The 24525-nt window shown below is 59.5% G+C and carries 26 protein-coding genes; 10 read left to right on the forward strand and 16 right to left on the reverse strand.

Annotation, left to right across the window (positions count from 1 at the left end):
- Positions 1-27 precede the first annotated feature (27 nt).
- The 3 genes from accD to FMN63_RS07380 form a co-directional block, all read right to left on the reverse strand.
- On the reverse strand, positions 28-984 hold the full coding sequence (gene accD / locus FMN63_RS07370; RefSeq protein ID WP_148583308.1) for an acetyl-CoA carboxylase, carboxyltransferase subunit beta: 957 nt from the start codon (positions 982-984) through the stop codon (positions 28-30).
- A gap of 93 nt (positions 985-1077) precedes the next feature.
- On the reverse strand, positions 1078-1911 hold the full coding sequence (gene trpA, locus FMN63_RS07375) for a tryptophan synthase subunit alpha (RefSeq protein WP_148583309.1): 834 nt from the start codon (positions 1909-1911) through the stop codon (positions 1078-1080).
- 148 nt (positions 1912-2059) lie between these two features.
- A complete protein-coding gene (locus FMN63_RS07380) occupies positions 2060-2242 on the reverse strand; it encodes a hypothetical protein (protein ID WP_148583310.1) in 183 nt (60 codons plus the stop codon).
- Between the two features lie 220 nt (positions 2243-2462).
- Here FMN63_RS07380 and FMN63_RS07385 point away from each other — a divergent pair, with 220 nt between their 5' ends.
- A complete protein-coding gene (locus FMN63_RS07385) occupies positions 2463-2714 on the forward strand; it encodes a hypothetical protein (protein WP_148583311.1) in 252 nt (83 codons plus the stop codon).
- A 12-nt stretch (positions 2715-2726) separates the two neighbouring features.
- On the opposite strand, the gene FMN63_RS07390 is transcribed toward FMN63_RS07385, so the two are convergent.
- From FMN63_RS07390 to FMN63_RS07410, 5 genes are all read right to left on the reverse strand, one after another.
- Entirely contained in the window at positions 2727-2897 is a 171-nt protein-coding gene (locus tag FMN63_RS07390) for a YjiS-like domain-containing protein (protein WP_148583312.1), read from the reverse strand.
- 240 nt (positions 2898-3137) lie between these two features.
- The gene (trpB, locus tag FMN63_RS07395) at positions 3138-4343 is read right to left on the reverse strand and encodes a tryptophan synthase subunit beta (RefSeq protein ID WP_148583456.1); all 1206 of its coding nucleotides are present in this window, start codon (positions 4341-4343) and stop codon (positions 3138-3140) included.
- A 32-nt stretch (positions 4344-4375) separates the two neighbouring features.
- Complete coding sequence (locus FMN63_RS07400) at positions 4376-5032, reverse strand: phosphoribosylanthranilate isomerase (protein WP_148583313.1); 657 nt, start codon at positions 5030-5032, stop codon at positions 4376-4378.
- A gap of 129 nt (positions 5033-5161) precedes the next feature.
- Positions 5162-5449 (reverse strand): GIY-YIG nuclease family protein, encoded by a 288-nt coding sequence (locus FMN63_RS07405; RefSeq protein ID WP_148583314.1) that lies wholly within the window; start codon positions 5447-5449, stop codon positions 5162-5164.
- A gap of 173 nt (positions 5450-5622) precedes the next feature.
- Complete coding sequence (locus FMN63_RS07410) at positions 5623-7905, reverse strand: NADP-dependent malic enzyme (RefSeq protein ID WP_148583315.1); 2283 nt, start codon at positions 7903-7905, stop codon at positions 5623-5625.
- Positions 7906-8042: 137 nt separating this feature from the next.
- On the opposite strand from FMN63_RS07410, the gene mutS reads away from it, so the two are divergent.
- Both mutS and FMN63_RS07420 read left to right on the forward strand, forming a co-directional pair.
- Complete coding sequence (gene mutS, locus FMN63_RS07415; RefSeq protein WP_148583316.1) at positions 8043-10769, forward strand: DNA mismatch repair protein MutS; 2727 nt, start codon at positions 8043-8045, stop codon at positions 10767-10769.
- Positions 10770-10979: 210 nt separating this feature from the next.
- Positions 10980-12167: an MFS transporter gene (locus FMN63_RS07420; RefSeq protein ID WP_148583317.1), complete on the forward strand. Its 1188-nt coding sequence runs from the start codon at positions 10980-10982 to the stop codon at positions 12165-12167.
- Here FMN63_RS07420 and FMN63_RS07425 read toward each other — a convergent pair.
- Positions 12164-12685 carry a DUF2244 domain-containing protein gene (locus FMN63_RS07425; protein ID WP_148583318.1) on the reverse strand — a complete coding sequence of 174 codons (522 nt, stop codon included), beginning with the start codon at positions 12683-12685 and terminating at the stop codon, positions 12164-12166. The two genes, FMN63_RS07420 and FMN63_RS07425, sit on opposite strands and share 4 nt — an antisense overlap.
- Before the next feature lie 22 nt (positions 12686-12707).
- Here FMN63_RS07425 and nth point away from each other — a divergent pair, with 22 nt between their 5' ends.
- Positions 12708-13523: an endonuclease III gene (gene nth / locus FMN63_RS07430; RefSeq protein WP_148583319.1), complete on the forward strand. Its 816-nt coding sequence runs from the start codon at positions 12708-12710 to the stop codon at positions 13521-13523.
- Positions 13520-14068: a GNAT family N-acetyltransferase gene (locus FMN63_RS07435; RefSeq protein ID WP_148583320.1), complete on the forward strand. Its 549-nt coding sequence runs from the start codon at positions 13520-13522 to the stop codon at positions 14066-14068. Before nth ends, FMN63_RS07435 begins: the two co-directional genes overlap by 4 nt.
- A 22-nt stretch (positions 14069-14090) precedes the next feature.
- Here FMN63_RS07435 and irrA read toward each other — a convergent pair whose 3' ends face one another.
- Complete coding sequence (gene irrA, locus FMN63_RS07440) at positions 14091-14525, reverse strand: iron response transcriptional regulator IrrA (protein ID WP_148583321.1); 435 nt, start codon at positions 14523-14525, stop codon at positions 14091-14093.
- Positions 14526-14979: 454 nt separating this feature from the next.
- On the opposite strand from irrA, the gene fabA reads away from it, so the two are divergent.
- From fabA to fabI, 3 genes are all read left to right on the forward strand, one after another.
- Complete coding sequence (gene fabA / locus FMN63_RS07445; protein ID WP_148583322.1) at positions 14980-15486, forward strand: 3-hydroxyacyl-[acyl-carrier-protein] dehydratase FabA; 507 nt, start codon at positions 14980-14982, stop codon at positions 15484-15486.
- Between the two features lie 139 nt (positions 15487-15625).
- Positions 15626-16849, forward strand: a complete 1224-nt coding sequence (gene fabB, locus FMN63_RS07450; protein WP_148583323.1) for a beta-ketoacyl-ACP synthase I — start codon at positions 15626-15628, stop codon at positions 16847-16849.
- 10 nt (positions 16850-16859) lie between these two features.
- Positions 16860-17672 (forward strand): enoyl-ACP reductase FabI, encoded by an 813-nt coding sequence (gene fabI / locus FMN63_RS07455; RefSeq protein WP_148583324.1) that lies wholly within the window; start codon positions 16860-16862, stop codon positions 17670-17672.
- Positions 17673-17796: 124 nt separating this feature from the next.
- Here fabI and FMN63_RS07460 read toward each other — a convergent pair whose 3' ends face one another.
- A complete protein-coding gene (locus tag FMN63_RS07460; protein ID WP_148583325.1) occupies positions 17797-18294 on the reverse strand; it encodes an SH3 domain-containing protein in 498 nt (165 codons plus the stop codon).
- Between the two features lie 288 nt (positions 18295-18582).
- Here FMN63_RS07460 and FMN63_RS07465 point away from each other — a divergent pair, with 288 nt between their 5' ends.
- Positions 18583-19569 carry a 2-hydroxyacid dehydrogenase gene (locus tag FMN63_RS07465; protein ID WP_148583326.1) on the forward strand — a complete coding sequence of 329 codons (987 nt, stop codon included), beginning with the start codon at positions 18583-18585 and terminating at the stop codon, positions 19567-19569.
- 21 nt (positions 19570-19590) lie between these two features.
- Positions 19591-20481 carry an aminoglycoside phosphotransferase family protein gene (locus tag FMN63_RS07470; protein ID WP_162529999.1) on the forward strand — a complete coding sequence of 297 codons (891 nt, stop codon included), beginning with the start codon at positions 19591-19593 and terminating at the stop codon, positions 20479-20481.
- 45 nt (positions 20482-20526) lie between these two features.
- On the opposite strand, the gene dnaQ is transcribed toward FMN63_RS07470, so the two are convergent.
- The 5 genes from dnaQ to FMN63_RS07495 form a co-directional block, all read right to left on the reverse strand.
- On the reverse strand, positions 20527-21240 hold the full coding sequence (gene dnaQ / locus FMN63_RS07475) for a DNA polymerase III subunit epsilon (protein WP_148583328.1): 714 nt from the start codon (positions 21238-21240) through the stop codon (positions 20527-20529).
- A gap of 283 nt (positions 21241-21523) precedes the next feature.
- Positions 21524-22111, reverse strand: coding sequence for a dephospho-CoA kinase (gene coaE / locus FMN63_RS07480; protein WP_148583329.1), 588 nt, complete (start codon positions 22109-22111; stop codon positions 21524-21526).
- Positions 22108-22956, reverse strand: a complete 849-nt coding sequence (locus tag FMN63_RS07485) for a shikimate dehydrogenase (protein WP_205513907.1) — start codon at positions 22954-22956, stop codon at positions 22108-22110. Before FMN63_RS07485 ends, coaE begins: the two co-directional genes overlap by 4 nt.
- Positions 22953-23552, reverse strand: coding sequence for a Maf-like protein (locus tag FMN63_RS07490; RefSeq protein WP_148583330.1), 600 nt, complete (start codon positions 23550-23552; stop codon positions 22953-22955). The genes FMN63_RS07485 and FMN63_RS07490 overlap by 4 nt, the downstream gene beginning before the upstream one ends.
- A gap of 11 nt (positions 23553-23563) precedes the next feature.
- Entirely contained in the window at positions 23564-24424 is an 861-nt protein-coding gene (locus FMN63_RS07495; protein WP_148583331.1) for a pyruvate, water dikinase regulatory protein, read from the reverse strand.
- Between the last annotated feature and the right edge of the window lie 101 nt (positions 24425-24525).

Genomic DNA, 24525 nt, shown 5'->3' on the forward strand with positions numbered 1-24525 from the left:
TTCGCGACGTATTCGTGACGAAGCCGCCTAGCTGGCAGCTTCTGCTTCCTTGGCAGGCTCTGCAGCCTTTTCAGCCGGTTCCGCTTCGACTTCCGGGGCCGGCTCCTTGGGCGCCTCAAGCTTTGGCAGCTCGACTTCACGCTTCATCAGAATGCCGCAGATGCGGGTCAGCGTTTCCTTCATCTTCTGGCGCGGCACCACCATGTCGATCATGCCGTGGTCGAGAAGGTATTCGGCGGTCTGGAAATCTTCCGGCAGCTTTTCACGCACGGTCTGTTCGATCACCCGCCGGCCGGCAAAGCCAATCTGCGCGCCGGGTTCGGCGATGTGCACATCGCCCAGCATGGCGTAGGACGCCGAAACACCGCCCGTGGTCGGGTTGGTCAGGACAACGATGTAGGGCAGGCCCGCTTCGCGCAGCATCTGCACGCCAACCGTGGTGCGCGGCATCTGCATCAGCGACAGAATACCTTCCTGCATGCGCGCGCCGCCGGAAGCGGCAAACATGACGAAGGGCGTCTTGTCTTCGACGGCTTTCAGCATACCGGCAAGGATTGCTTCGCCCGCGGCCATGCCAAGCGAGCCGGCGATAAAATCGAAATTCTGCACGGCGACAGTCAGCGGCATGCCGTTGACGTGGCCCTGGGCCACGATCACTGCTTCATCTTCGCCGGACTTGGTGCGGGCTTCCTTCAGCCGGTCGCTGTAGCGCTTGCTGTCGCGGAACTTGTGCGGGTCGGCCTGCACTTCAGGGGTTTTCACCCCGGTGTACTTGCCGTCATCGAACAGAGCTTCAACGCGTTTGCGCGCTGGAATGCGCATATGGTGACCGGAATTCGGGATTACCCAGAGATTGGCTTCCAGATCCCGGTGAAAAACCATCTCACCGGTTTCCGGACACTTGATCCAAAGGTTTTCCGGAACTTCGCGCTTCTTCCAAAGATCACGGATCTTGGGGCGTACGATAGAATTGATCCAGTTCACGTCAAACGCGTCCCGCTACTCGAGTTACCATTGAACGGAGATATGGGGTCCGTCCGAAATCCTTCAATTAAAACCAGCCAAAGAGCTGGTCTGTCAGGCTGTTCTTGACCGGGCGCATCCGGAAGCAAGGTCGGACACCAGGTCCACCACGGCCTGAACGGTCTTGTCTGTCGCCTTGCCAGCCTCGTCGAGGCTGTCGCGAATGGCGCTGACCAGAACCGAGCCTACCACGACGCCGTCGGCATCCTTGCCGATTTCCGCTGCCTGGTCTGCCGTCTTGACGCCGAAACCGACGGCAACGGGCAGATCCGTGTGACCCTTGATCTGCTTCACCGCTGTCGACACCCGGCCGGTATCGGCGATGTTCGCACCGGTGATGCCGGTCACGGACACGTAATAAACGAAACCGGAGGTATTGGCCAGAACGGCGGGCAGGCGTTTGTCGTCGGTGGTCGGTGTTGCCAGACGGATGAAATTGAGACCGGCTTCCAGGGCCGGAATGCAGAGTTCGTCATCTGCTTCAGCCGGAATGTCGACAATGATGAAACCGTCTACACCCGCGTCCTTGGCAACCTGAACGAAGACTTTCGGGTCCCGCACGTAGATCGGATTGAAATAGCCCATCAGGATGATCGGCGTGTCCTGATCCTGCTTGCGGAATTCGCGCACCATGTCCAGGGTCTTGTCCATGGTGTGGCCTGCGGCCAGGGCGCGCTGGTTGCCAAGCTGGATCGGAATACCTTCGGCCATCGGGTCGGAAAAGGGCATGCCGAGTTCGATGACGTCTGCACCTGCCGCCGGAAGGGCGTTCAGGAGCGCTTGCGAGGTCTGCAGATCCGGATCGCCTGCGGTGATAAAGGTGACCAAGGCGGGCCGGCCGGCATCCGCACAAGCTTTGAAACGGCGGTCGATACGCGTATCCGTCATTCACTGCTACCCTTGTTCGCGCCACCCGGGACCCTCCGGGGCGTTTCCGTTTCAGCGATGTACGGGGGCAGTGCGTGCAATGTCAATCTGTCTGATGCAGAATCGGGGTGTCCGGACGGCTTCCGGACATCTTCCAGACTTGGCCCGGTTACCGGCTCGGATAGTCGATCAGGCCGATAGCACGCAGCGAGGCATCCGCCCGGTAGACATGCTCACTGCCCATGGGCTTGGCACGGCCTGCGCGCGTAGACGGGTTGCCTGCACCGCGAAACACGGTGGCGAGGGGTGCGGCCGACGGCGCGCTGATATGAAGGGCCTGCAAGGTGCTCATCTCAAAAAACCAAAAAAGATTGATGCCGCGATTGGGAATCACGATCGGGCCGCAGATTATGATTTTTTTGCAGTGCAGCAAGCGGCTGGAGCGCAGGTCAGACCCGCGCAGAACGCATGGCTGATACGCCAAACGTGCACAAATTGCGCCTAGAAATATGCACTACGTGCGCTTATCCTAGAAACAACCACTGAGCCACCAAACAAAAAAGGAGCCGAAAATGGCCCATTCTCTCTTTGAACCCGCTCCCGAACCATTCGCCGAAAAGCTCTGGCGCCGGATGAAGGATATTCACCTGGGTTTTACCCAGCGCAGGCGCCTTGCCGAAACATCATCCGGTCAAACAGACCCGGTACTGGCACAACAGGCAACCGCTCTGGATGCTCGTGGCCGTCAGCAACTGCTGGAGGCCATGCTGACGGCAAAACCCATACCCGTGCAGCCGCACGCAGCCTTCAGGCGCAGCGCCTGAGCGAAAGAAGCCTTAGCGCTGTTTGAAGTGACGGGCGAAAGCGCGGCTGGTGATTTCACTGCGGTGAATGCCGAGGTCGGCAAGCTGGACGTCGCTCATGTGGTTCAAGCGTGTGATTTCGCCGGCAACTTTGCGGGAGGCACGAAGGTCGCGGACGAAGCCGGTCAGAAGATCGAAGGCCATGTCAGGTTTCCTTAAAACGGCCGGCAACTGCGCCAGCCCTGTTTCACTGGACAACAAGCTAGTCTTTCCCCTTGGAGTCACAACGCATAATATTGCATTGCAGCATTTCGAAACCGGCAAGGCTGGTTAACCGGCCTTAAGCAGTCGATGGTGAACCTCGTCCCCCGCCGGAAAGAGCCACAAAAAAAACCGCGCACCCTACGGCACGCGGTTTTTCGAATATCAGTTTGAGGCGGGTCGTTACAGATCGAAGCCCAGCATTTGACCAACAGCGAACACGTCCTTGTCGCCCCGGCCGCACAGGTTCATGACGATGATCTGGTCCTTGTCCATCTGGGGGGCCAGCTTCACGACATGGGCCAGCGCATGGGCCGGTTCCAGAGCCGGAATGATGCCTTCAACACGCGTCAGCATCTGGAAAGCTTCCAGAGCTTCGTCATCCATCACCGGAACATAGTCGACGCGGCCTATTTCCTTCAGCCAGGAATGCTCCGGCCCGATGCCCGGATAATCGAGACCCGCGGAAATGGAATGCCCTTCCAGGATCTGGCCGTCCTCGTCCTGCAGCAGGTAAGTGCGGTTGCCATGAAGCACGCCCGGCTTGCCTGCGGTCAGCGATGCGCAGTGTTCTTCCCCCTGAAGACCACGGCCACCGGCTTCGACACCGTAGATCTTGACGTCCTTATCGTCGAGGAACGGATGGAACAGGCCGATAGCGTTGGAACCGCCACCGACAGCCGCCACCAGCGCATCCGGCAGGCGGCCTTCGGCTTCCATCATCTGTTCGCGCAGTTCCTTGCCGATCACCGACTGGAAGTCGCGCACCATTTCCGGGTAGGGGTGAGGGCCTGCGGCGGTGCCGATCAGGTAATAGGTATCCTCGACATTGGTCACCCAGTCGCGCAGCGCCTCGTTCATGGCGTCTTTGAGCGTACCGGCGCCTGCGGTGACCGGAACGATTTCGGCGCCCAGAAGCTTCATGCGGAAGACATTCGGCTTTTGCCGTTCCACATCGGTCTTGCCCATGTAGACAACGCAGGGCAGGCCGAAGCGGGCGCACACGGTTGCGGTTGCAACACCATGCTGGCCGGCACCGGTCTCGGCGATGATGCGGGTTTTGCCCATGCGCTTGGCCAGCAGAATCTGACCGACGCAGTTGTTGATCTTGTGCGATCCGGTGTGGTTCAGCTCGTCGCGCTTGAAATAGACCTTTGCACCGCCGAGTTCCTTCGTCAGACGCTCGGCGAAATAGAGCGGCGACGGACGGCCGGTGTAGTGCTTGTTCAGCGTCTCGATCTCGGCCTTGAAAGCCGGATCGTTCTTGGCGTCCTTGTAGTGCTGTTCCAGGTCCAGGATCAGCGGCATCAGCGTTTCAGCCACATAGCGGCCGCCAAAAATACCGAAATGTCCGCGATCGTCCGGACCGGTCCGGATGCTGTTAGCCATGTCGTTCACGCGTTTACTCCTTCACCCGGGGCTCAGCCCGGAACCTTGACGCTCTTGGCCGCTGCCAAGAATGCGCGAATGAGATCACTGTCCTTGACGCCCTTTTCCCGCTCAACGCCGGAGGAAACATCCACCTCGCTGACGCCGCTCGAACGGATCGCTTCAGCGACGTTGTCCGGGTCAAGTCCTCCGGAAAGCATGAAGGGCTTCTTCAGGTCAAGGTCTTTCAAGATCGTCCAGTCATAGGACACGCCGTTGCCCCCCGGCAGGTCGGAGCCCGCCGGCGGCTTGGCATCGAACAACAGGCGATCCGCGACAACCGCGTAGTAATGCGCCTGTTCCAGATCCGAACGGTCGGATATCGAAAGCGCCTTCATGACCTTGGTGCCCTGCATCACCTTGGCCGCAGCCAGGGCTTCCGGCTTTTCCTCGCCGTGAAACTGGAACGTGTCGGGTTTCACCAGCTCGTTGATGCGCGACAGGCCGTCGAGATCCATATTGACGGTCACCGCCACGATCTCCGCCCGGCCACGCGCCATATCGGCCAGACGGCAGGCCTGGCTCAGCGACACATGGCGCGGGCTCTTCGGGAAGAACATCAACCCGACCATATCCGCCCCGGCATCCAGCGCCGCCGCCATGGTGTCCTCGGTCGAAAGACCGCAGATTTTTACTTTAATATCCGACATGGTTCCGAGGTATCGCCGTTGGGGCAGGGTTTGTCAAAAGAGATTGCGTGTTTCGATGCGAGAAGTCGCATCAGGTTTCCATCAGGGCGAAGCGCGACCAGGACGACAACGGTAGGTTCCGGATGAGGTTTATTGATTGAGAACCAGATAAAGGTCCTGCCAGTCCGGGTTCATCTTCTCGATCAGCTCGAACTTCCATTGCCTTCGCCAACGCTTGATCTGTTTCTCGCGGACAATCGCGGTCCCGATGTCTTCATGCTGTTCATACCAGACCAGGGTCTTGGTCCCATACCGGTTGGAGAAGCCTTCAACCAGACCCTCGCGGTGCTCGTATATCCGGCGGGGCAGATCCGTGGTCACGCCTGTGTAGATGGTTTCCAACGGGCGGGAGGCAAGGATATAGACCCAAGCGGTCAAGCGGTTGGTACTCCAGTTTCAGAGAGATTGAGACTCCCCGATCCCGGGTCGCGCTTCGCTTGCCCAGGATGACGACGGAAGGGTCTAACCAGACCTATCGTCGTCATCCCGGACGCAGCGGAGCGGAGATCCGGGATCGGGGAGCCACAGGTTGGCCTGTTTGGCCAACTACCTCACGTCACATTGAACGCCGCGATGGCGGCCATGTTGACGATGTCGCTGTCCTTGGCGCCCAGAGACATGATCTGGATCGACTTGTCGAAACCGACGAGAAGCGGACCGATGACCGTGGCGCCGCCCAGTTCCTGCAGCATCTTGGTGGAGATGGATGCGGAGTGGAAGGCGGGCATGACCAGGACATTGGCCGGGCCGGACAGGCGGCAGAACGGGTAGGCGGCCATGCGGTCCATGTTGAGCGCGATGTCGGCGGCCATTTCGCCATCAAATTCAAAATCGACCCGGCGGCGTTCGAGGATCTTGACCGCTTCGATGACCTTTTCGGAGCGTTCGCCCTTGGGGTGGCCGAACGTGGAATAGGCAAGCATGGCAACGCGCGGCTCGTAGCCGAACTTGCGCGCGACATGTGCTGCTTCCTCTGCGATGTCGGCCAGTTCTTCCGATGTCGGCATGTCGATCACAGCGGTATCGGCGATCAGGACAGTGCGGCCCCGGACCAGCGCCAGCGAAACGCCGATGACCCTGTGACCCGGTTTCGGATCAATGGTTGCCTTCACCGTATCGAGGGCCACGGAATAGTTCCGGGTCAGACCGGTGACCATGGCGTCGGCATCGCCGCGTGCGACCATGATCGCGCCCCAGTAGTTGCGGTCGTTGTTGACCATACGCTGGCAGTCGCGCAGCAGGTAACCCCGGCGCTGCAATCGGCCATAGAGATACTGGGCGTAATCGCCGTTGCGATTGGACAGTCGCGCGTTCTGGATGGAGATGCCCGACCGTTCGATATCGATACCGGCCCGCTCGGCCATGGATTTGATCTCGTCCTCGCGGCCGATGAGGATGGCTTCACCAAGGCCCTGCGAAACGAAACTTGCCGCAGCGCGAATCACCGGTTCTTCCTCACCTTCGGCAAAGACAACCCGTTTGGGCTGCTGACGAACCTTCGAGAAGATGCGCTGCAAGGTGCCGGCAATGGGATCGCGACGGGCCGAGAGCTGGTGCTTGTAGGCTTCCATGTCGACAATCGGCTTGCGCGCAACACCGGAATCCATCGCGGCCTGAGCAACCGCGGGCGGGATGGTGTGGATCAGGCGCGGATCGAACGGTACCGGAATGATGTACTCGGGACCAAACTTCGGCCGATTGCCCCGATAGGCGGCGGCGACTTCGTCCGGAACTTCCTCCCGTGCCAGTTCCGCCAGTGCGTTCGCGCAGGCAACCTTCATGGCATCGTTGATGGTGGTCGCCTGAACGTCGAGCGCACCGCGGAAAATATAGGGAAAGCCGAGCACATTGTTGACCTGGTTCGGATAGTCCGAACGCCCGGTCGCGACAATCGCGTCGTCACGCACTTCTGCGGCCTCTTCCGGGGTGATTTCCGGATCCGGGTTGGCCATGGCGAAAATGATCGGGTTCGGAGCCATCACCCGCAGCATGTCGGGCGTCAACGCGCCTTTTGCCGACACGCCGAAGAAGACATCGGCACCCTTGAGGGCATCATAGAGAGTGCGTGCCTTGGTCTCGACCGCGTGGGCGGACTTCCACTGGTTCATGCCCTCTTCGCGGCCCTTGTAGATGGCGCCCTTGGTGTCACACAGGGTGACGTTTTCGTGCGGAATGCCCATGGCTTTCACGAGTTCGATACAGGCAATTCCCGCCGCCCCCGCGCCATTGCAGACGACCTTGGTGGTCTTCATGTCGCGCCCGGTCAGGTGAAGTGCGTTGATCAAGCCTGCTGCCGCGATGATGGCCGTGCCGTGCTGATCGTCGTGAAAGACAGGAATGTTCATCAGTTCACGCAGGCGCTGCTCGATGATGAAACAATCGGGTGCCTTGATGTCCTCCAGATTGATCCCGCCGAAGGAGGGGCCGAGATAGCGAACGGCATTGATGAATTCTTCGACCTCTTCGGTGTCGATTTCCAGATCGATGGAATCGACATCGGCGAAGCGCTTGAACAGGACGGACTTGCCTTCCATCACCGGTTTGGAGGCGAGTGCGCCCAGATTGCCGAGGCCCAGAATGGCCGTGCCGTTGGAAATTACCGCAACCATGTTGCCCTTGACGGTGTAGTCGTAGGCGCGGCTCGGGTCCTCCGCGATCGCCCGCACCGGCACGGCCACGCCGGGAGAATAGGCCAGCGACAGGTCGCGCTGGGTCGCCATCGGCTTGGTCGGCGCAATTTCCAGCTTCCCGGGGCGGCCTTCCTGGTGGAATTGCAGCGCTTCCTGGTCGGTGAAGCTGACATTGGTCTTGGTTGATTTCTTGTCGGCGGACATGGTCTGAACGTTTCCTCTTGCGCACTCTCTTGATGGGGCGGGGGGAGGACGACCTTATCCCCTGGAAAATGAAGCCTCAAGCAAAGATGGAATAGGCCCTTGGTGGAATGGTCCGCACAGTTTGTTAGGTATCAGGTATGAGTGGACAGAGCGCGCAAGAAATCACCCCGGCGGACAGCAAGGTCACGCCAATGATGGCCCAATTCCTGGAGATCAAGGCCGCCAATCCCGACAGCCTGCTGTTCTACCGGATGGGCGATTTCTACGAGTTGTTTTTTGGGGATGCAGAAGTTGCCTCCGCTGCGCTTGGCATCACATTGACCAAGCGCGGCAAGCATCAGGGTGCCGACATTCCCATGTGCGGCGTGCCGGTGCATGCAGCCGACGACTATCTCAACAAGCTGATCGCCAAGGGGCACCGGGTCTCCGTGTGCGAACAGACGGAAGATCCGGCCGAAGCCAAGAAACGCGGCTCCAAATCCGTTGTCCGGCGCGATGTCGTGCGTCTCGTTACCCCGGGAACGCTGACGGAAGAACGCCTCCTGGATGCCGGTTCCAACAACTACCTGATGGCGCTGACGAGGCTGAAGGGCGGCTCGCTGGACGGCAGTGCGGTCTATGGTCTTGCCTGGATCGACATGTCCACCGGGTCCTTTCAGGTGTCGGAAACCGATCACCAGCGCCTTGCGGCGGACCTTGCCCAGGTTTCCCCGCGCGAACTGATCCTGTCCGACAATCTGTTGCAGGAAAGCGAGTTGCGCCTGACAGCCGAACAGGCAGGCGGCGCGCTGTCGCCGGTGCCGCGCGCCTTTTTCGACAGTTCCACCGCCACAGACCGGCTTGCGCATTACTTCGGTGTGAAGACCCTCGACGGCTTCGGCACCTTCAGCCGGGCAGAGCTTTCAGCCGCTGCAGGCATTCTTGCCTATGTGGAAAAGACCCAGCTCGGCGAACGCCCCCCGCTGGATCCGCCCGTGCGCGAGGCCGGGGCCGGGCGCATGCTGATCGATCCGGCAACCCGGGCCAATCTCGAGCTGTCCCGCACACTTTCGGGCGAAAAGCAGGGCTCCCTGCTGGCAACGATAGACCGGACGGTGACAGGTGGCGGCTCGCGCCTGCTCGCCAGCCGTCTGGCCGGTCCGCTGGTCAATGTCGATGCCATCCAGCACAGGCTCGACGGTGTTGCGTTCTTCCTTGAAAACGAAATCATGCGCGAAGGCCTGCGCCAGACGCTGAAAGGTGCCCCGGACATGGCCCGGGCCCTGTCGCGGATCGCGCTCAACCGGGGCGGGCCACGCGATATCCTGTCGGTTGCCCAGGGTCTTGAAGCGGCGCGAGCCGTTCTGGACCAGACGAGCGCGACAGCGGGAACGATCCCGGCAGAAATTGCAGCTGCCCGTGCCAGCCTGGAGCAGGCACCGCATGAGCTCGGCAATGAATTGACCCGCGCGCTGAAGGACGAACCGCCGCTTCTGAAACGCGATGGCGGCTTTATCGCCACAGGCTACAACGCCGATCTGGATGAATTGCGTTCCCTGCGCGACGAAAGCCGAAAGGTGATCGCAAAGCTCCAGGCTGATTATTCCGAAGAACTTGGCCTGCGCTCTCTGAAGATCAAGCATAACAACGTGCTCGGCTGGTTCATCGAGGCGCCGTCCGCACAGACCGAGAAGCTGACCGCCGATCCCGGCCGGTTCATCCACCGCCAGACCATGGCCGGCGCCATGCGCTTTACCACGACGGAGCTGGCGGATCTGGAGTCCAAGATTGCCAGTGCCGGCGAGCGCTCACTTGCCATCGAGCTGGAAATCTTCGAGCGGCTGGCGAAGGCGATCATCGACGCGGGTGAAGCGATCAAGGCCGCCGCCCACGGGCTGAGCATTCTGGATGTTTCGGCAGCGCTCGCCAAACTCGCCCAGGAAGAAAACTATGTCCGGCCGGTGGTCGACGACAGCCACGCCTTCGACATCAAGGGCGGGCGTCATCCAGTGGTGGAAAAGGCGCTGAAGAAGTCTGGCGGCGACAGCTTTGTTGCCAATGATGCCAATCTCGGCCCGGAGGCGGACGAGGATATCGGCCACATCTGGCTGATTACCGGTCCGAACATGGCCGGTAAATCGACTTTCCTGCGCCAGAATGCACTGATTGCCGTGCTGGCCCAGATGGGTGGCTATGTTCCGGCGGCGGCAGCCCATATCGGCGTGGTCGACAGATTGTTCTCCCGCGTTGGCGCGGCAGACGATCTTGCACGCGGCCGTTCCACCTTCATGGTGGAAATGGTCGAAACCGCCGCGATCCTCAATCAGGCAGGCGACCGTTCTCTTGTGATCCTCGACGAGATCGGCCGTGGAACGGCGACGTTCGACGGCCTGTCGATTGCCTGGGCGACCATTGAACACCTTCACGAGGTCAACAGGTCCCGCGCCCTGTTCGCGACCCACTATCACGAGCTGACCGCCCTTTCGGGCAAGCTGGCCCGGCTTTCCAATGCCACCGTCTCTGTGAAGGAATGGAAGGGCGACGTCATCTTCCTGCATGAAATCGTTCCCGGTGCCGCCGACCGGTCCTACGGCATTCAGGTGGCCAAGCTGGCCGGCCTTCCGGGATCGGTTGTCGAGCGCTCCAAACAGGTGCTCAGCCAACTGGAAGAGCAGGACCGGCGCTCACCGGCCGAAAGCCTGATCGATGAGCTGCCGCTTTTTGCCAGCCTGACAACACCGGCGCCCAGCGCGCCTGCAGGCTTTTCGGAACCTGATCCCATCGCCGTGGCGCTGGAGGCGATCAATCCGGATGACATGACCCCACGCGAAGCGCTGGAAGCGCTCTACCGGCTGAAAACCTTGCGATTGACCCCTGACGACTAGATGCCGGATCGGCCGTCCGATCCGGGCTTTGAAACGGGGCTCTTCCGCTAAAAAAACCTGAGTGAGCGTTTTCTTGCAGCACCTGTCCGGACTGTCCTGACGGCCCCGTCATATGTCCGACATGCTAGTCTCCTTAAAAAAAGCGGTGACTGACCCAAGCGACCCAGTTAGGTTGTAGCCCCTGCCCGTTTCACTTCTACGGCGATTGCCATGCTGTCCCTCCTGCAACTGCCTCGACAGGCATTGCTGATTCTGCTGCTTCAATTCACCAACAGCCTCGGCGTTTCGGCGCTGGTGCCGCTGATGAGTTTTTTCATTGTCGAAGGGCTTGGCGCCGCCCCCTGGCAGGTGGGGCTTTATTCCGGCCTGGTGATGCCGCTGACGCTTACCGTCAATCGATGGGCAGGCGAGCGGCTTGATAACCGCTTTCCGGTCAAAAGCCTTCTGATCGTCTCGGTGATTGCCTATATCACGCTTGCCGCACTGCTGACCCAGGTCAGCAGTCTGCTGATGCTGATCATCCTGATCGCGCCCCTGATGAGCCTTTCCAACATGGGCTCGGGAATCGTCTTTACCTTTGGCCGTCTCTATGCCGAACAGCAGGGCATGGACGTCGCCAGGGTCAATTCCTGGTTGCGCATGATGGTTTCCCTGGCCTGGATGATCGGGCCGGCGGTGTCTTTTTCAATCGTCGCAGCCTTCGGCTTTGCCACTGCTTTCCTGTGCGCTTTCACAGTCGGCATCGTCTACCTGCTGCTCTGGTACATCGTCATTCCCGCCGATTTCAGGTCGTCGCGGGAGCGTTCGAAATCAACCGGCAAGGCTCCGATCAACTGGGGGCTTCAGATCGCCGGGATGACGTGTCTCGGCTTTGTCATCACCAATTCGCTGTTCGTTTCGGCAATGCCTTTGTTCTTTGTGCAGGAAACGCACTTGCCCGGTGCAACGCCGGGCCTGGCGCTCTCGGTCAAATGCCTGCTGGAGGTTTTTGTCATCTTCGGCTCGGTTCGCCTTGCCGAACGGATCGGCATTCGCCAAGTGCTGATGCTGTCTGCCTGTCTTGCGGCGGTCAGCATGGTGCTGTTCGCGCAGGTGACCGCGCTGTGGCAGGTGCTGGCCATTGCCGTTCTGGAAGGAACCTACTACGGCCTTTTTGCCGGTGTCGCGATCAGCTTCGTGCAGAGCTTTGCTCCGGACCGGCCGGGCCGGGCAACGGCGGTTTACATGAACAGCCTGTTCCTGGGTGGCATGATCGGCAGCGTTTCGATGGGCTTCATTGCCAGCGCGGCAAGTTTTCAAACCGTGCTTTATACAGCGGCGCTTTCGGCAACCACGGCCCTGGTGGTTCTGGTTTCAACGCTTAAAGTTCAGCCCAAACCAATTGAGGAAGGAGCCTAGACACCGCCTGCCTTGGCGACAGACAGGGCGTTTGCCATTGCACCGGCAAAACTCGTTCTGTCATCGGGATTCAGGAAATTGCCGAGGTCGACCTTTTCGCCCCGGCTTTGAAGGGTCACCTTGACGACCCCTTCATCCTCGATCCGGTCCACGGTGAGGCGAACCCAGAATGGATTGAACCGATACTCCTGGTATTTCTTGCCCGGACCAACCTTACGAATCGCGATCTCATGCCGGGAGACGACCACTTCCTCGAACGTTCGTGCGGAGTGGTAGTTCATCTGGAAGGCAAACCAGAGCAGGGCGACGTCCAGGCCGAAGAAACCGAAAACAGGCCAGGCGCCGATACGTAGAAACAAAATGCCGGCGAAAAAACTGACCGCGCCGAAAATGCACATGAGGATCATGAACCCGTTTGGCCCCAAAGACCGGTAGGGCGTTAAAACGGCAGAGAAGAACGGCCGGTCCTGTTCCGACAATTCGTCTTCCCGTTCAGGTTTCGGATTGTTCTCGCTCATGAGGGATGATTATAGAGAGAAGATGACGCAAGCAAAGAGCCCTTCCAAGGCAGCGGCAAAAGGGCGTACCGCAGCCTCCAGACAGACCCGGAAAAAGGCACCTTCCGTGGACAATCCCGGCAAGGTGCTGAAACGCTCCCGCTATACCAAGGCGGAAACCTTTGCGATCTTCCAGCGGTTCCACGCCGACAATCCGGAACCGAAGGGCGAGCTGGACTATGTCAACGCTTTCACACTTCTGGTTGCGGTCGTGCTGTCGGCCCAGGCAACCGATGTTGGCGTGAACAGAGCAACGAAGCATCTGTTCCAGATCGCCGACACGCCGGAGAAAATGCTGGCTCTTGGCGAAGACCTGGTACGGGAGGAAATCAAGACGATCGGCCTTTACAAGAACAAGGCCAAGAACGTCATTCTGCTTTCCGAAAAGCTGATCCGCGACCATGGCGGCGAGGTGCCTGAAGATCGTGACGCCCTGGAAGCACTGCCCGGCGTCGGCCGGAAGACCGCGAATGTGGTACTGAATATTTTCTTCGGTCACCCGACCATCGCGGTCGACACACATTTGTTCCGCCTCGGCAACCGGATAGGCATTGCCCCCGGCAAGACACCTCTCGACGTGGAAAAGGCCATGGAGAAGGTCGTGCCTGTGGAATTTGCACTCCACGCGCATCACTGGCTGATCCTGCACGGCCGGTACATCTGCAAGGCACGAAAGCCCGAGTGCCGGCGCTGCGTTATTTACGATCTGTGCCGGAGTCCTGAAAAAGAACATTTCGATGCGGTGCCGGATATTGCCCTGCGCACCAAAGCCCTGATTGAAAAGGAAATAATTGCGTGAATTTTCCGCTTGGACCATTTCCGGTAAGCGAAAGGCTTCGCTTCCGCTTGCCATCCAGCAATGATGCCGCTTTCTACCACCAGCTCATGAACGATCCGGACTATATCCGTTTTATTGCAGACCACGGCATCCGGACCGAGGAAGACGCGGCCAATTATATTAAGAACAAGACGCTGGCGCGTTTTGCCGCCCACGGTGTCGGGCTTTGGATCGTGGATCTGAAGCCGTCCCTCATCCCTGTCGGCGTGTGCGGACTGGTGGTGCGCGAGGAACTGAAATACCCCGACCTTGGATTTGCCTTCCTGGAAGAATACCGCGGCAAGGGGTTTGGCCACGAGGCCGGACAGAGCGTTTTGGATTTCGTGACCAGGGAACTGAAGCTGCACACCCTGTGCGCGATCACCCATCCGGAGAACGTCCGCTCAGCCAGCCTGCTCAAGAAGCTGGGCTTCGAGCCGGATGGGCAGCGGCATCTTGAGGAGATCGGTACGACCTCCGACTACTACGAATGGAAAGTGCACCAGGAGAAGAGCGGCCTGGCCTGAGGCCAGCCGCTGCTGCTGGCGATCAGCGTTTGTCGCGCACCCGCACGACAACGTCGACGCGGACGATTTCCATGCCTTCGGGGGCTTTCGGCAGAGTGCCGATGCCCACGCCTTCGCCTGGAATGTCGATCACCCGATTTTCACCTTCGATGAAGAAGTGATGGTGGTCGGATACGTTTGTGTCGAAATAGGTCTTGTTACCGTCGATCGCCACTTCACGCAGCAAACCGGCTTCCGTGAACTGGTGCAGCGTGTTGTAAACCGTTGCGAGAGATACAGGCACATCTGCATCGACCGCTTCTTCATGAAGCAGTTCGGCAGAGATGTGGCGATCGCCCCGGGAATACAGAAGTTCCGCGAGTGAGACACGCTGGCGCGTCGGCCGGAGCCCCGCGGACCGCAGCATATCGGTCACATTCTTCTTGTCGCCGGTTTCATGCACCACAAGTGTTGTCATTCCGATCCGATCCAGGTCCAGGGTCGCTTCTTGAAACGGCGCTCTTGGCAGGTGCGCGAACGTCGCCCGGGCCGTTTTCACTAACATTGGCCTATTATCTGCCATTTCTTGTACCCAAGATGCAAGTTTTAAACGTCATGGGCAATCGTGGGCCAACCAGAGAGGCAACGGACGGGACAGCCACACGGGCTTTGCAGGCGCAACCAGCGCGCATTCCGAAGGTTACCGGAGGCGCAGCCCATATGGCAGCGGACAAACGACCCGGTGCCGGATGCACACAATAGGACAAATACGCACAATACTTGGCGAAACGCCCCTAAAAACCGGACCACTTCGAGCAAGTGACATCTTTCGGTGATTGTTCCCCTGTGTTAGGAAGGCGCCTCAAACGAACCGAAAACAAACTGAACCTGCCTCGGGTTTACCCAGGCTAGAGACAAAACACGGATTCCGAATGACCGATCGCCGCTCCAGCTACGATTATGAAGCACTTCTCGCCTGCGGCCGCGGCGAGCTGTTTGGCCAAGGCAATGCCCAACTGCCTCTTCCCCCGATGCTGATGTTCGACCGGATCACGGAACTTTCCGAAACCGGTGGCGAATTCGACAAGGGGTTCGCGCGGGCTGAATTCGACATCAAGCCGGACCTGTGGTTCTTCCCGTGTCACTTCCAGGGAAATCCGGTCATGCCGGGCTGCCTTGGCCTCGACGCCCTGTGGCAGCTTACAGGTTTCTTCCTCGGCTGGCTGGGTCTTGAAGGCAAGGGCATGGCCCTGTCGACCGGCGAAGTGAAATTCAAGGGTATGGTCACCCCGGACGTGAAGCTGGTCGAATACGGTGTCGACTTCAAGCGGATCATGAAGGGCCGCCTGGTGCTCGGCATCGCCGACGGCTGGCTGAAAGCAGACGGTGAACAGATCTACAAGGCGACCGATTTGCGCGTCGGCCTGGCAAAGACCTGACACCCGTTCGCAGGATCAATTCATGGCACCGGCGCTTCTTTTTCATTGGGAGCGCCGGTTTGCATATTATGTATGTGCGTGCAGGCTCTCGACACACCCCGTGAGAGCTGCGGTGCAGTCAAGACAATAGGAGACCGCAATGAGACGCGTTGTCGTCACCGGCATGGGTATCGTGTCGTCCATCGGAGCAAACACCGAAGAAGTGCTGTCCAGCCTTCGAGGAGGCAAGTCCGGCATCAGCTTTGCTCCGGATTATGCGGAACACGGCTTCAGAAGCCAGGTACACGGCATGCCGAATGTCGATATCGCTTCGCTCATCGACAAGCGCCAGCTGCGCTTCATGGGCGACGGTGCCGCCTACAACTATATTTCCATGCAGCAGGCCATTGCCGACAGCGGTCTGGAAGAAACCGATGTCTCCAATCCGCGCACCGGCCTGATCATGGGCTCCGGTGGTCCGTCCACCAAGAACCTGTTCCAGGCACATCAGATCGTCCTGGAAAAAGGCTCGCCCAAGCGTATGGGCCCGTTCATGGTGACCCGCGGCATGAGTTCCACCAACTCTGCGTGCCTGGCGACGCCGTTCAAGATCAAGGGCATCAACTATTCGATCACGTCCGCCTGCTCCACCTCCGCGCATTGCATCGGGGCAGCCACCGAACAGATCCAGTTCGGCAAGCAGGACGTGATGTTTGCCGGTGGCGGCGAGGAACTCGACTGGACGCTGTCCTGTCTGTTCGACGCCATGGGCGCCATGTCTTCCAAATACAACGACACGCCTGAGACCGCATCGCGGGCCTATGACGTGACCCGCGACGGCTTCGTGATTGCTGGCGGCGGCGGTGTGGTGGTTCTGGAAGAACTGGAACATGCCAAGGCACGTGGCGCGAAGATCTATGCCGAAGTCACCGGCTACGCCGCCAATTCCGACGGCTACGACATGGTTGCACCTTCCGGCGAAGGCGGCGAGCGCTGCATGCGCCTTGCGACCGCGACCCTGGGCGACCGCAAGGTCGACTACATCAACACCCATGGCACCTCGACCCCCGTTGGCGATATCGGCGAAATCGAAGCGATCCGCCGTGTCTTCGGCGAAAACCAGCCGCCGGCATCCTCCACCAAATCGCTTACCGGCCACAGCCTGGGCGCAACCGGCGTTCAGGAAGCCATCTACTGCCTGCTGATGCTGCAGAACGACTTCATGACCGCGTCTGCCAACATCAACGAGCTGGACCCGGCCCTGAAACCGGAAGAGATCGTGACCGAGCTGTTGGACAACGCCGGCCTCGACACGGTTCTGTCCAACAGCTTCGGCTTCGGCGGCACCAATGCGTCGCTTGCGCTGTCGCGATATCACGGCTGAGGAGTTTCGAATGTCTGATCTGATGAAGGGCAAACGCGGCCTGATCATGGGCGTTGCGAACGACCACTCCATTGCCTGGGGCATTGCCAAGACGCTTGCCGATCACGGTGCCGAACTTGCCTTCACCTATCAGGGCGAGGCCTTTGGCCGTCGCACCAAGCCGTTGGCGGACTCAGTCGGTTCCAAGATCCTGTTGCCATGCGATGTGGAAGACATTGCGTCGGTCGACAGCGTGTTCGAGGCGCTCAAGGAAGAGTGGGGCAGCATCGACTTTCTGGTGCATGCCGTCGCCTTTTCCGACAAGAGCGAACTGCGCGGAAAATATGCCGACACCACGCGGGAGAATTTCTCCCGCACCATGGTGATCTCCTGCTTCTCCTTCACCGAGATTGCCAAGCGGGCCGCTGCGCTGATGACCAACGGCGGCTCCATGGTGACGCTGACCTATGGCGGTTCCACCAAGGTGATGCCGAACTACAACGTGATGGGCGTTGCCAAGGCGGCACTGGAATCTTCCGTGCGTTATCTGGCTGTGGATTACGGTGAGCAGAACATCCGTGTGAACGCGATCTCCGCCGGTCCGGTCCGGACACTGGCAGGATCCGGCGTTTCCGACGCCCGCCTGATGTTCAACTTCCAGAAACGCAATTCCCCGCTCTGCCGGACTGTCTCTCTGGAAGAAATCGGCGGCACCGGTCTCTATCTCCTGTCGGACCTGTCCGGCGGCGTGACCGGCGAAGTGCACTTTGTCGACAGCGGCTACAACATCATGTCGATGCCCCGTCTGGAAGAGCTCAAGGTTCAGGAAGTCAAGGCCGACTGAGCCCTTTCCAACGATCCGAACAAGGAAAAGGCGGCCGATTGGCCGCCTTTTTTTGTTTCAGAAATTCCGGTCCGTTTTCCCCAGTATGAGGGGCGGAAACCCAGGCAATCGAATGAGAAGGACGTCAGTCCCCGATCAGCTCATCCGGGTAAACGCCGAAGAGGCGGGTCTGATCGAGCCAACCGTCGTAGTTCTCGCCGTTGACCCGGCACCAGCCGCCGGCACATTCGGAAATCGTGGTCAGCACGAAGGGATCCAGTTCGGCCACGATGTCAGCATCGGAACGGGAGCGGGAGCGCAGGGGCGTGCGGTCGCTTTTTTCCCACGGGGTGACGAGGGCGGTACGGCGGCTGGACAGCAGCGAGCGGAACACCCAGCCCTGCTTGCCTTCCCAGTCCCGAATGCGGCGCCAGTTCTCGAATTCACCGATGATTTCCACCGGCAGACCGGATTGCACGAAGGTCCACGCGATATCATGTTCGCGTGAAGGCCCTATGCGCACATTGACCCGGTCGGATTTCAGACTGACAAATCTTGGAACGGGGAGTCCGCTTGCGCCGGTGGTCGTGCCCTGGGCCTGCGGCGCAACCGAAGTTGCGAGCAGACCGCACAGCAATGTCATTACGCTAAGTAGAATCCGGGTAGCCTGGAACGAGCGAGCCATATTGTCCGGTTGTCCAATTGTCATTGATGTTTGATTTGAGGCAAATCTCTACAGAAAAATTCGCGCGAAAACCAGCTTGGTCGTTTTGGCCGGTTGCTGATCCGCGCCGATTGAAAGCCATCCCTTGTTTCTGCCGGACCATCTGGTAAGGAAAAGGGGTGGTCTCATCCGCTCGCGCAACGCGCAGCGTCAAAGTGGTACCGTTGAGGTTAACAAGTTCTCAACGAAGCGCGAAAGGCAATTGGTATGGCGAAAAAGAAGCCTGTCGTTGTGGTGACCCGGAAGCTTCCGGACGTAGTCGAAACGCGGATGCGCGAGCTTTTCGAGACGCGTCTCAATGATAATGACAGGCCTTTCAGCCAGGCAGAACTGGTGGAAGCGGTGAGAACCGCCGATGTTCTGGTGCCGACCGTTACGGACCGGATCGACTCCTCGGTGCTCTCGCAGGCCGGTGAGAACCTGAAGCTGATCGCCAACTTCGGCAATGGCGTCGACAACATCGACGTTGTCAGCGCCAACAACCGGGGAATCAACGTCACCAACACCCCCGGCGTACTGACCGAAGACACCGCCGACATGACCATGGCGCTGATTCTGGCGGTGCCGCGTCGACTTGCCACAGGCATCAAGGCGCTGGAAGCCGGTGACTGGGTCGGCTGGTCGCCGACATGGATGCTCGGACACCGGATCTGGGGCAAACGGCTGGGTGTGGTCGGCATGGGCCGCATCGGCCAGGCCGTCGCGCGCCGGGCCAAGGCCTTCGGCATGTCGATCCACTATCATAACCGCCGCCGCGTTGCCGAAAGCGTCGAGGAAGAGCTTGAGGCGACCTATTGGGAAAGCCTCGACCAGATGCTGGCGCGTATGGATGTGGTCTCCATTCACTGCCCCCATACACCGGGAACGTTCCACCTTCTGTCTGCCCGCCGCCTGAAGCTTCTGAAAAAGGACGCTTATGTGGTCAACACCGCCCGCGGTGAGGTGATCGACGAAAACGCTCTTATCCGGATGCTGGAAAGCGGTGATCTGGCCGGTGCCGGTCTGGATGTGTTCGAACACGAACCAGCGGTCAATCCGAAGCTGGCCAAGCTGGAAAACGTTCTGTTGCTGCCGCACATGGGGTCGGCGACGATCGAAGGCCGCGTCGAGATGGGCGAGAAGGTCATCATCAACATCAAGACCTTCATGGACGGTCACCGTCCGCCGGACCGTGTGCTGCCGTCGATGCTTTGATGCCTGATCGGATCTCGGGGCTTGGCTGATCGTTTCGTCGGTGCCGCCATACCGGTGCCGGCCAGCCTCGAGTGGCTGAAGGCGAGCGAAGCCGGCAGAAGCTGGCTCGACAAGCTGCCGGCACTCCTGGAGGCTGCGCGCGAACAATTTCAACTGACAGACATCGGACATCCATTTTCTGGCGGCAATGTGTCTCTGGTTGTTCCGGCAAAGCGCGGCGATGAGGACGTTGTTCTCAAGCTGCAATATCCCGATCCCGAATGCCGCCATGAGGCAGAGGCGCTCCGACGGTGGAGCGGCAAAGGGGCTGTCCGGCTGTTGAAATACGCACCGGACCTTGATGCACTGCTTCTGGTTCGTTGCCGGCCGGGACGGTTTCTGGCCGACGCTACGGAAGCCGACACTCTGGGAGTTGTAGCCCATCTTCTGCGCCTCCTGACGATCCCTGCCGATGAGCCGTTTACCCGCCTGAGCGATGAAGCCACACGCTGGCGCAATGCTCTCGATCACGACTGGAAAGCTGCGGGAAAACCTTGTGAAAGGTCCCTTGTCGATGCTGCGATCACGGCCTTGCGAGACCTGTGCCTGACAGAGACGGCAACCGTTCTGCTGCACCAGGATCTGCATGGGCACAACATTCTGTCTGCTGGAAGCGACATCTGGCTTGCCATCGATCCCAAGCCGCTTGTCGGCGATCCCGCCTTCGCGCTGAGCCCGATTGTCAGAAGCTTTGAATTCGGCCACTCAAAAACCGCGGCGCGTCGCCGTCTCGATCGATTGTCGGAAGAGCTGGAGCTTGATCGCGAACGGGCAAGGCTCTGGACCATCGGCCAGACCATGGCCTGGGCCTTTGGCAGCAGCTATTCCGACCGTCACTTCGATACGGTGCGCTGGTTGCTGTCAGAGCACTAGGCACTCGCTCCGCTGCGCTGAACGGCGGCTACGGACGCCAGAGCCTCAACCGTTGTATTTCGACCAGATGTAGCTGTCGCCCATGCCTTCGATGAAGGCCTTGTGGGCTTCCAGTTCGCTGTCCTGTAGCAGACGCTGCAAAGGGGTCGGGCGTTGACGGGCGTGAAAGGTGCCCAGTTCACCGGGTTCGAAGGTGGCGCTTCCGGAAGAGGTTTCTTCTTCTTCCGTTATCAGGCCAAGGGCCGTCTGACGGCCGCCGATCAGTTCCAGATAGACTTCAGCGAGGATTTCCGCATCGAGTAGCGCGCCGTGCTTGATGCGTTTGGAATTGTCGATGCCATAGCGCGAGCACAGTGCATCCAGTGAATTTGGTCCCGACGGGTGCTTGCGCCGGGCAAGATCCAGCGTGTCGAGCACCTGGCTGTTCGAAATCGTGCGACGTCCGGCCCGTTCGAGCTCCATGTTGATGAAGCCCATGTCGAAGGCCGCATTGTGGATAACCAGCGTGGCATCGCCAACGAATTCCAGAAACTCGTCGGCAACATGCTCGAAAAGGGGTTTATCGGACAAGAACTCAGCCGACAGACCATGAACCCGGAAGGCTTCTTCCGGCATGTCCCGCTGCGGGTTGATATAGACGTGATAGGAATTGCCCGTTGCGATGTGGTTGATCAACTCCACACCGCCGATTTCCACCAGCCGGTCCCCACCGCGCGGGTTCAGGCCTGTTGTTTCCGTATCGAACGAGATCTCGCGCATTTTTCCGCCTTTGGTCCTACGGATTCACTGTGCAGCTTGCCGGGTGAGTGGCAAGGGTTGCGCGTGGTTTTCCCCGGTGTTCTGGGGTTTTGTCGTTCCGGGCGTTCGACCCCGATACCCAAGCGCCTGTTCTGTCCAACATCTCAACCTGAGGAGCCGCGTTAGCGGTATCTCGAAGGGTGGGCCGCTCGCTCAAGAGTATGCCGCCCATCCTTCGAGACGGGCCCTACAGGCCCTCCTCAGGATGAGGGGGAATTTTGGAGTAGGTCCGCTGAAACAGACGTCACCCTGCCGCGGCCAATGCCTTCAGGATCGCGCGAACCTGGCGTTTTGCCGGGTCCATACCCTTGCCCGTGTCGACCAGGAAATGGGCGCGGCGGCGTTTTTCCGCATCCGGCATCTGCTTGGCGAGGATTGCCTCGAACCGGTCTTCACTCATGCCGGGCCGGGCCAGGACGCGGTCCCGCTGGATGTCAGCATCTGCCGTGACGACAACAACGGCATCGACACGGGTTTCGCCGCCGGTTTCGAACAACAGGGGAATATCCAGCATGACGAAACGCCGATGGTCCGCCCGCGCGCGTTGCAAAAAGAGCTGCTCTTCCTCGCGTACCAGGGGGTGAACAATGGCTTCAAGTTTTTTCATGGCGTCGGGCTTGCCAAGCACATGTGGAGAAAGCCGCGTACGGTCGACCTTGCCGTCCGTCACCGTGCCGGGAAAGGCTGCCTCGATCAGCGGTGCGGCCCGGCCCGAATAGAGCGCGTGGACCGTCGCGTCAGCGTCGTGAACAGGAACACCTTCGGCGGCAAACATTTTCGCCGTCGTTGATTTGCCCATGCCGATGGAACCGGTGAGGCCTATGCGGATCACGCGGATACTCCGAGGTCTTCAAGAATCAGATTTCGAAGCGTGTCATCGACTTCCGGGCGCACGCCGAACCAGCGTTCGAAAGCCGGAACAGCCTGGTGCAGCAACATGCCGAGACCATCCACAGTCTGGTTGCCCCGTTGCTTTGCCCTGCGCAAAAGGTCGGTTTCCAGTGGTGCGTAGACCGCGTCGGTGACAAGCGCGTTTTTCGGCAGCGGTGACAGATCGATTTCCAGGGGCGCCTTGCCGGTCATGCCGAGCGAGGTGGTGTTGACCAGAAGCTCAGCTTGTTCAAGCACTGTCCCCAGCTTATCCCATCCATGGGCAATCGTTCCGGAGCCAAACATATCGGCAATGGCTTTCGCCTTTTCGAATGTCCGGTTGACGATATGCACTGTTGTGAATTTACGGGAGAGCAATGCCCACACCACGGCGCGCGCAGCGCCGCCTGCGCCCAGGACCACGGCCGATTCACGTGAAACGTCCCAGCCGGGAGCAAGCTGATCGAGATTGCCGAGAAAGCCGAGTCCATCCGTGTTGGCGCCGCACAGGCGGCCGCTTCCATCCAGCCAGATCGTGTTGGCGGCACCCATGGAGGTTGCCGCATCGTCCAGCCAGCCACAGGCAGCCGCCGCTACCTCCTTGTTGGGAACGGTGACATTGGCGCCGGCGAGACCGGTTGCGGCAAAATTCCGGTAGAAGTCCGCGGCGGTTTCGGGCGGAACATCGACACGGCCGTATTCCCCTTCGATGCCGTGTTTCTTCAACCAGTAGCCATGGACCAGCGGAGAGCGTGAATGCGTGACGGGATGACCGGTAATGGCTGCTTTTTTCAAACGTTCGCTCATGTTTCGATCACCTTCTGGTGGCGCAGTTCCTCCAGAAGGGGCAGAAGCGGCAGGCCGAGAATGGTGAAATAGTCGCCGTCAATCTTCTCAAAAAGCTGAACGCCGAGATTTTCCAGCTGATAGGCGCCAACGCTGGAGAGCACTTCCTGACCGGCGGCCGCCAGATAATGGCCAATGAAGGCGGGGCTGAGGTCGCGCATCGTCAGGCGGGCCGTGGAAACATGGCGCCAGATTGCTTCGCCGTTTTGCGACAGCACGACAGCGGAATGCAATTCGTGTGTCTTGCCGGAAAAAGCGAGCAATTGCCGGCGGGCAGCTTCCATATCGTCCGGTTTGGTGCGTCGTTCTCCCTCGAACGCCAGGATCTGGTCGGCACCGATGACAAGATCGCCCGAACGGCGGCCGCTGACATCGTTCGCCTTGGCTTCCGCAAGAACGCTTGCCAGATCTTCCGGAGGAAACCCGGTTTCCAGGAGTGGGGCCTCTACCGCGCGCTCATCGACGTCGGCCGGGTCAATTTCGAAGACGAGCCCTGCATTTTTCAGAAGGTCAGCGCGGATCCTGCTTCCGCTAGCCAAGACAAGTGCCATTTCCATCCCCTTTTTGGTTATCCGGCGCGGCCGGTTTCCGGTGCGCCTTCCTGCCCTGATTTATGTTCCTTGAAAAGGGTCAGGATTTCCGCAGCCGTTTCCTCCACCGAACGGCGTGTGACATCGATCAGCGGCCACTCGTTTTCGGTACAGAGCCTGCGGGTCATGTTGATCTCCTGAGAGATTTCCTTCCGGTCGACATACGTGTCGTTATAGCCATCCGAATTCAATGATAGCACCCGATTGCGCCGGATCTGCTGGATGCGTTCGGCGGAGGCAATCAATCCGATGATCATCGGCTTTTTAAGTTTCTTCACATGCTCCGGCAGCGGGATGCCTGGCACCAGAGGTACATTGGCGGCCTTGATGCCCCGGTTGGCGAGATAGATGCAGGTCGGCGTCTTCGATGTTCGCGAAATTCCGATCAGGACGATATCGGCGGATTCCAGATCGTCCCAGATCTGACCGTCATCATGCATCATGGTGTAGTTGAGCGCTTCCATCCGGCGGAAATATTCCGCATCCAGTTCGTGCTGCCCGCCGACCCGCCGGGTTTGCGTGACATTGAGATAGGATTGGAAAACCGCGAAAACCGGGTCCAGGATATTGATGAACGGCACACCCAGTTCGCGGCACTTCAGTTCCAGCCGGTCGGCGATTTCAACATCGACCAGAGTATAGAGTACGATGCCGGGCGCTTTCTCGATTTCGGAAATGACCCGGTCGAGCTGTTTTTGCGAGCGTACCAGCGGATAAACGTGCTCGATTTCCTGCACATTCTCGTACTGAACCGTTGCCGCGCGGGCCACGGTCATCAGCGTTTCGCCGGTGGAGTCGGACACGAGATGAAGGTGGAAGTAGTGTCTCGACTTATTCACGTTGTCATCCCCAGGGCTGTTGATGATTTGGGTAAGATGTCTGCTACCCCGTGCCTAGCACGAACTTTATGCCCGCTCAGCCGAATTTATTAACAAAACTT

It is taken from the genome of Stappia sp. BW2 (assembly GCF_008107695.1).
GTDB lineage: Bacteria > Pseudomonadota > Alphaproteobacteria > Rhizobiales > Stappiaceae > Roseibium.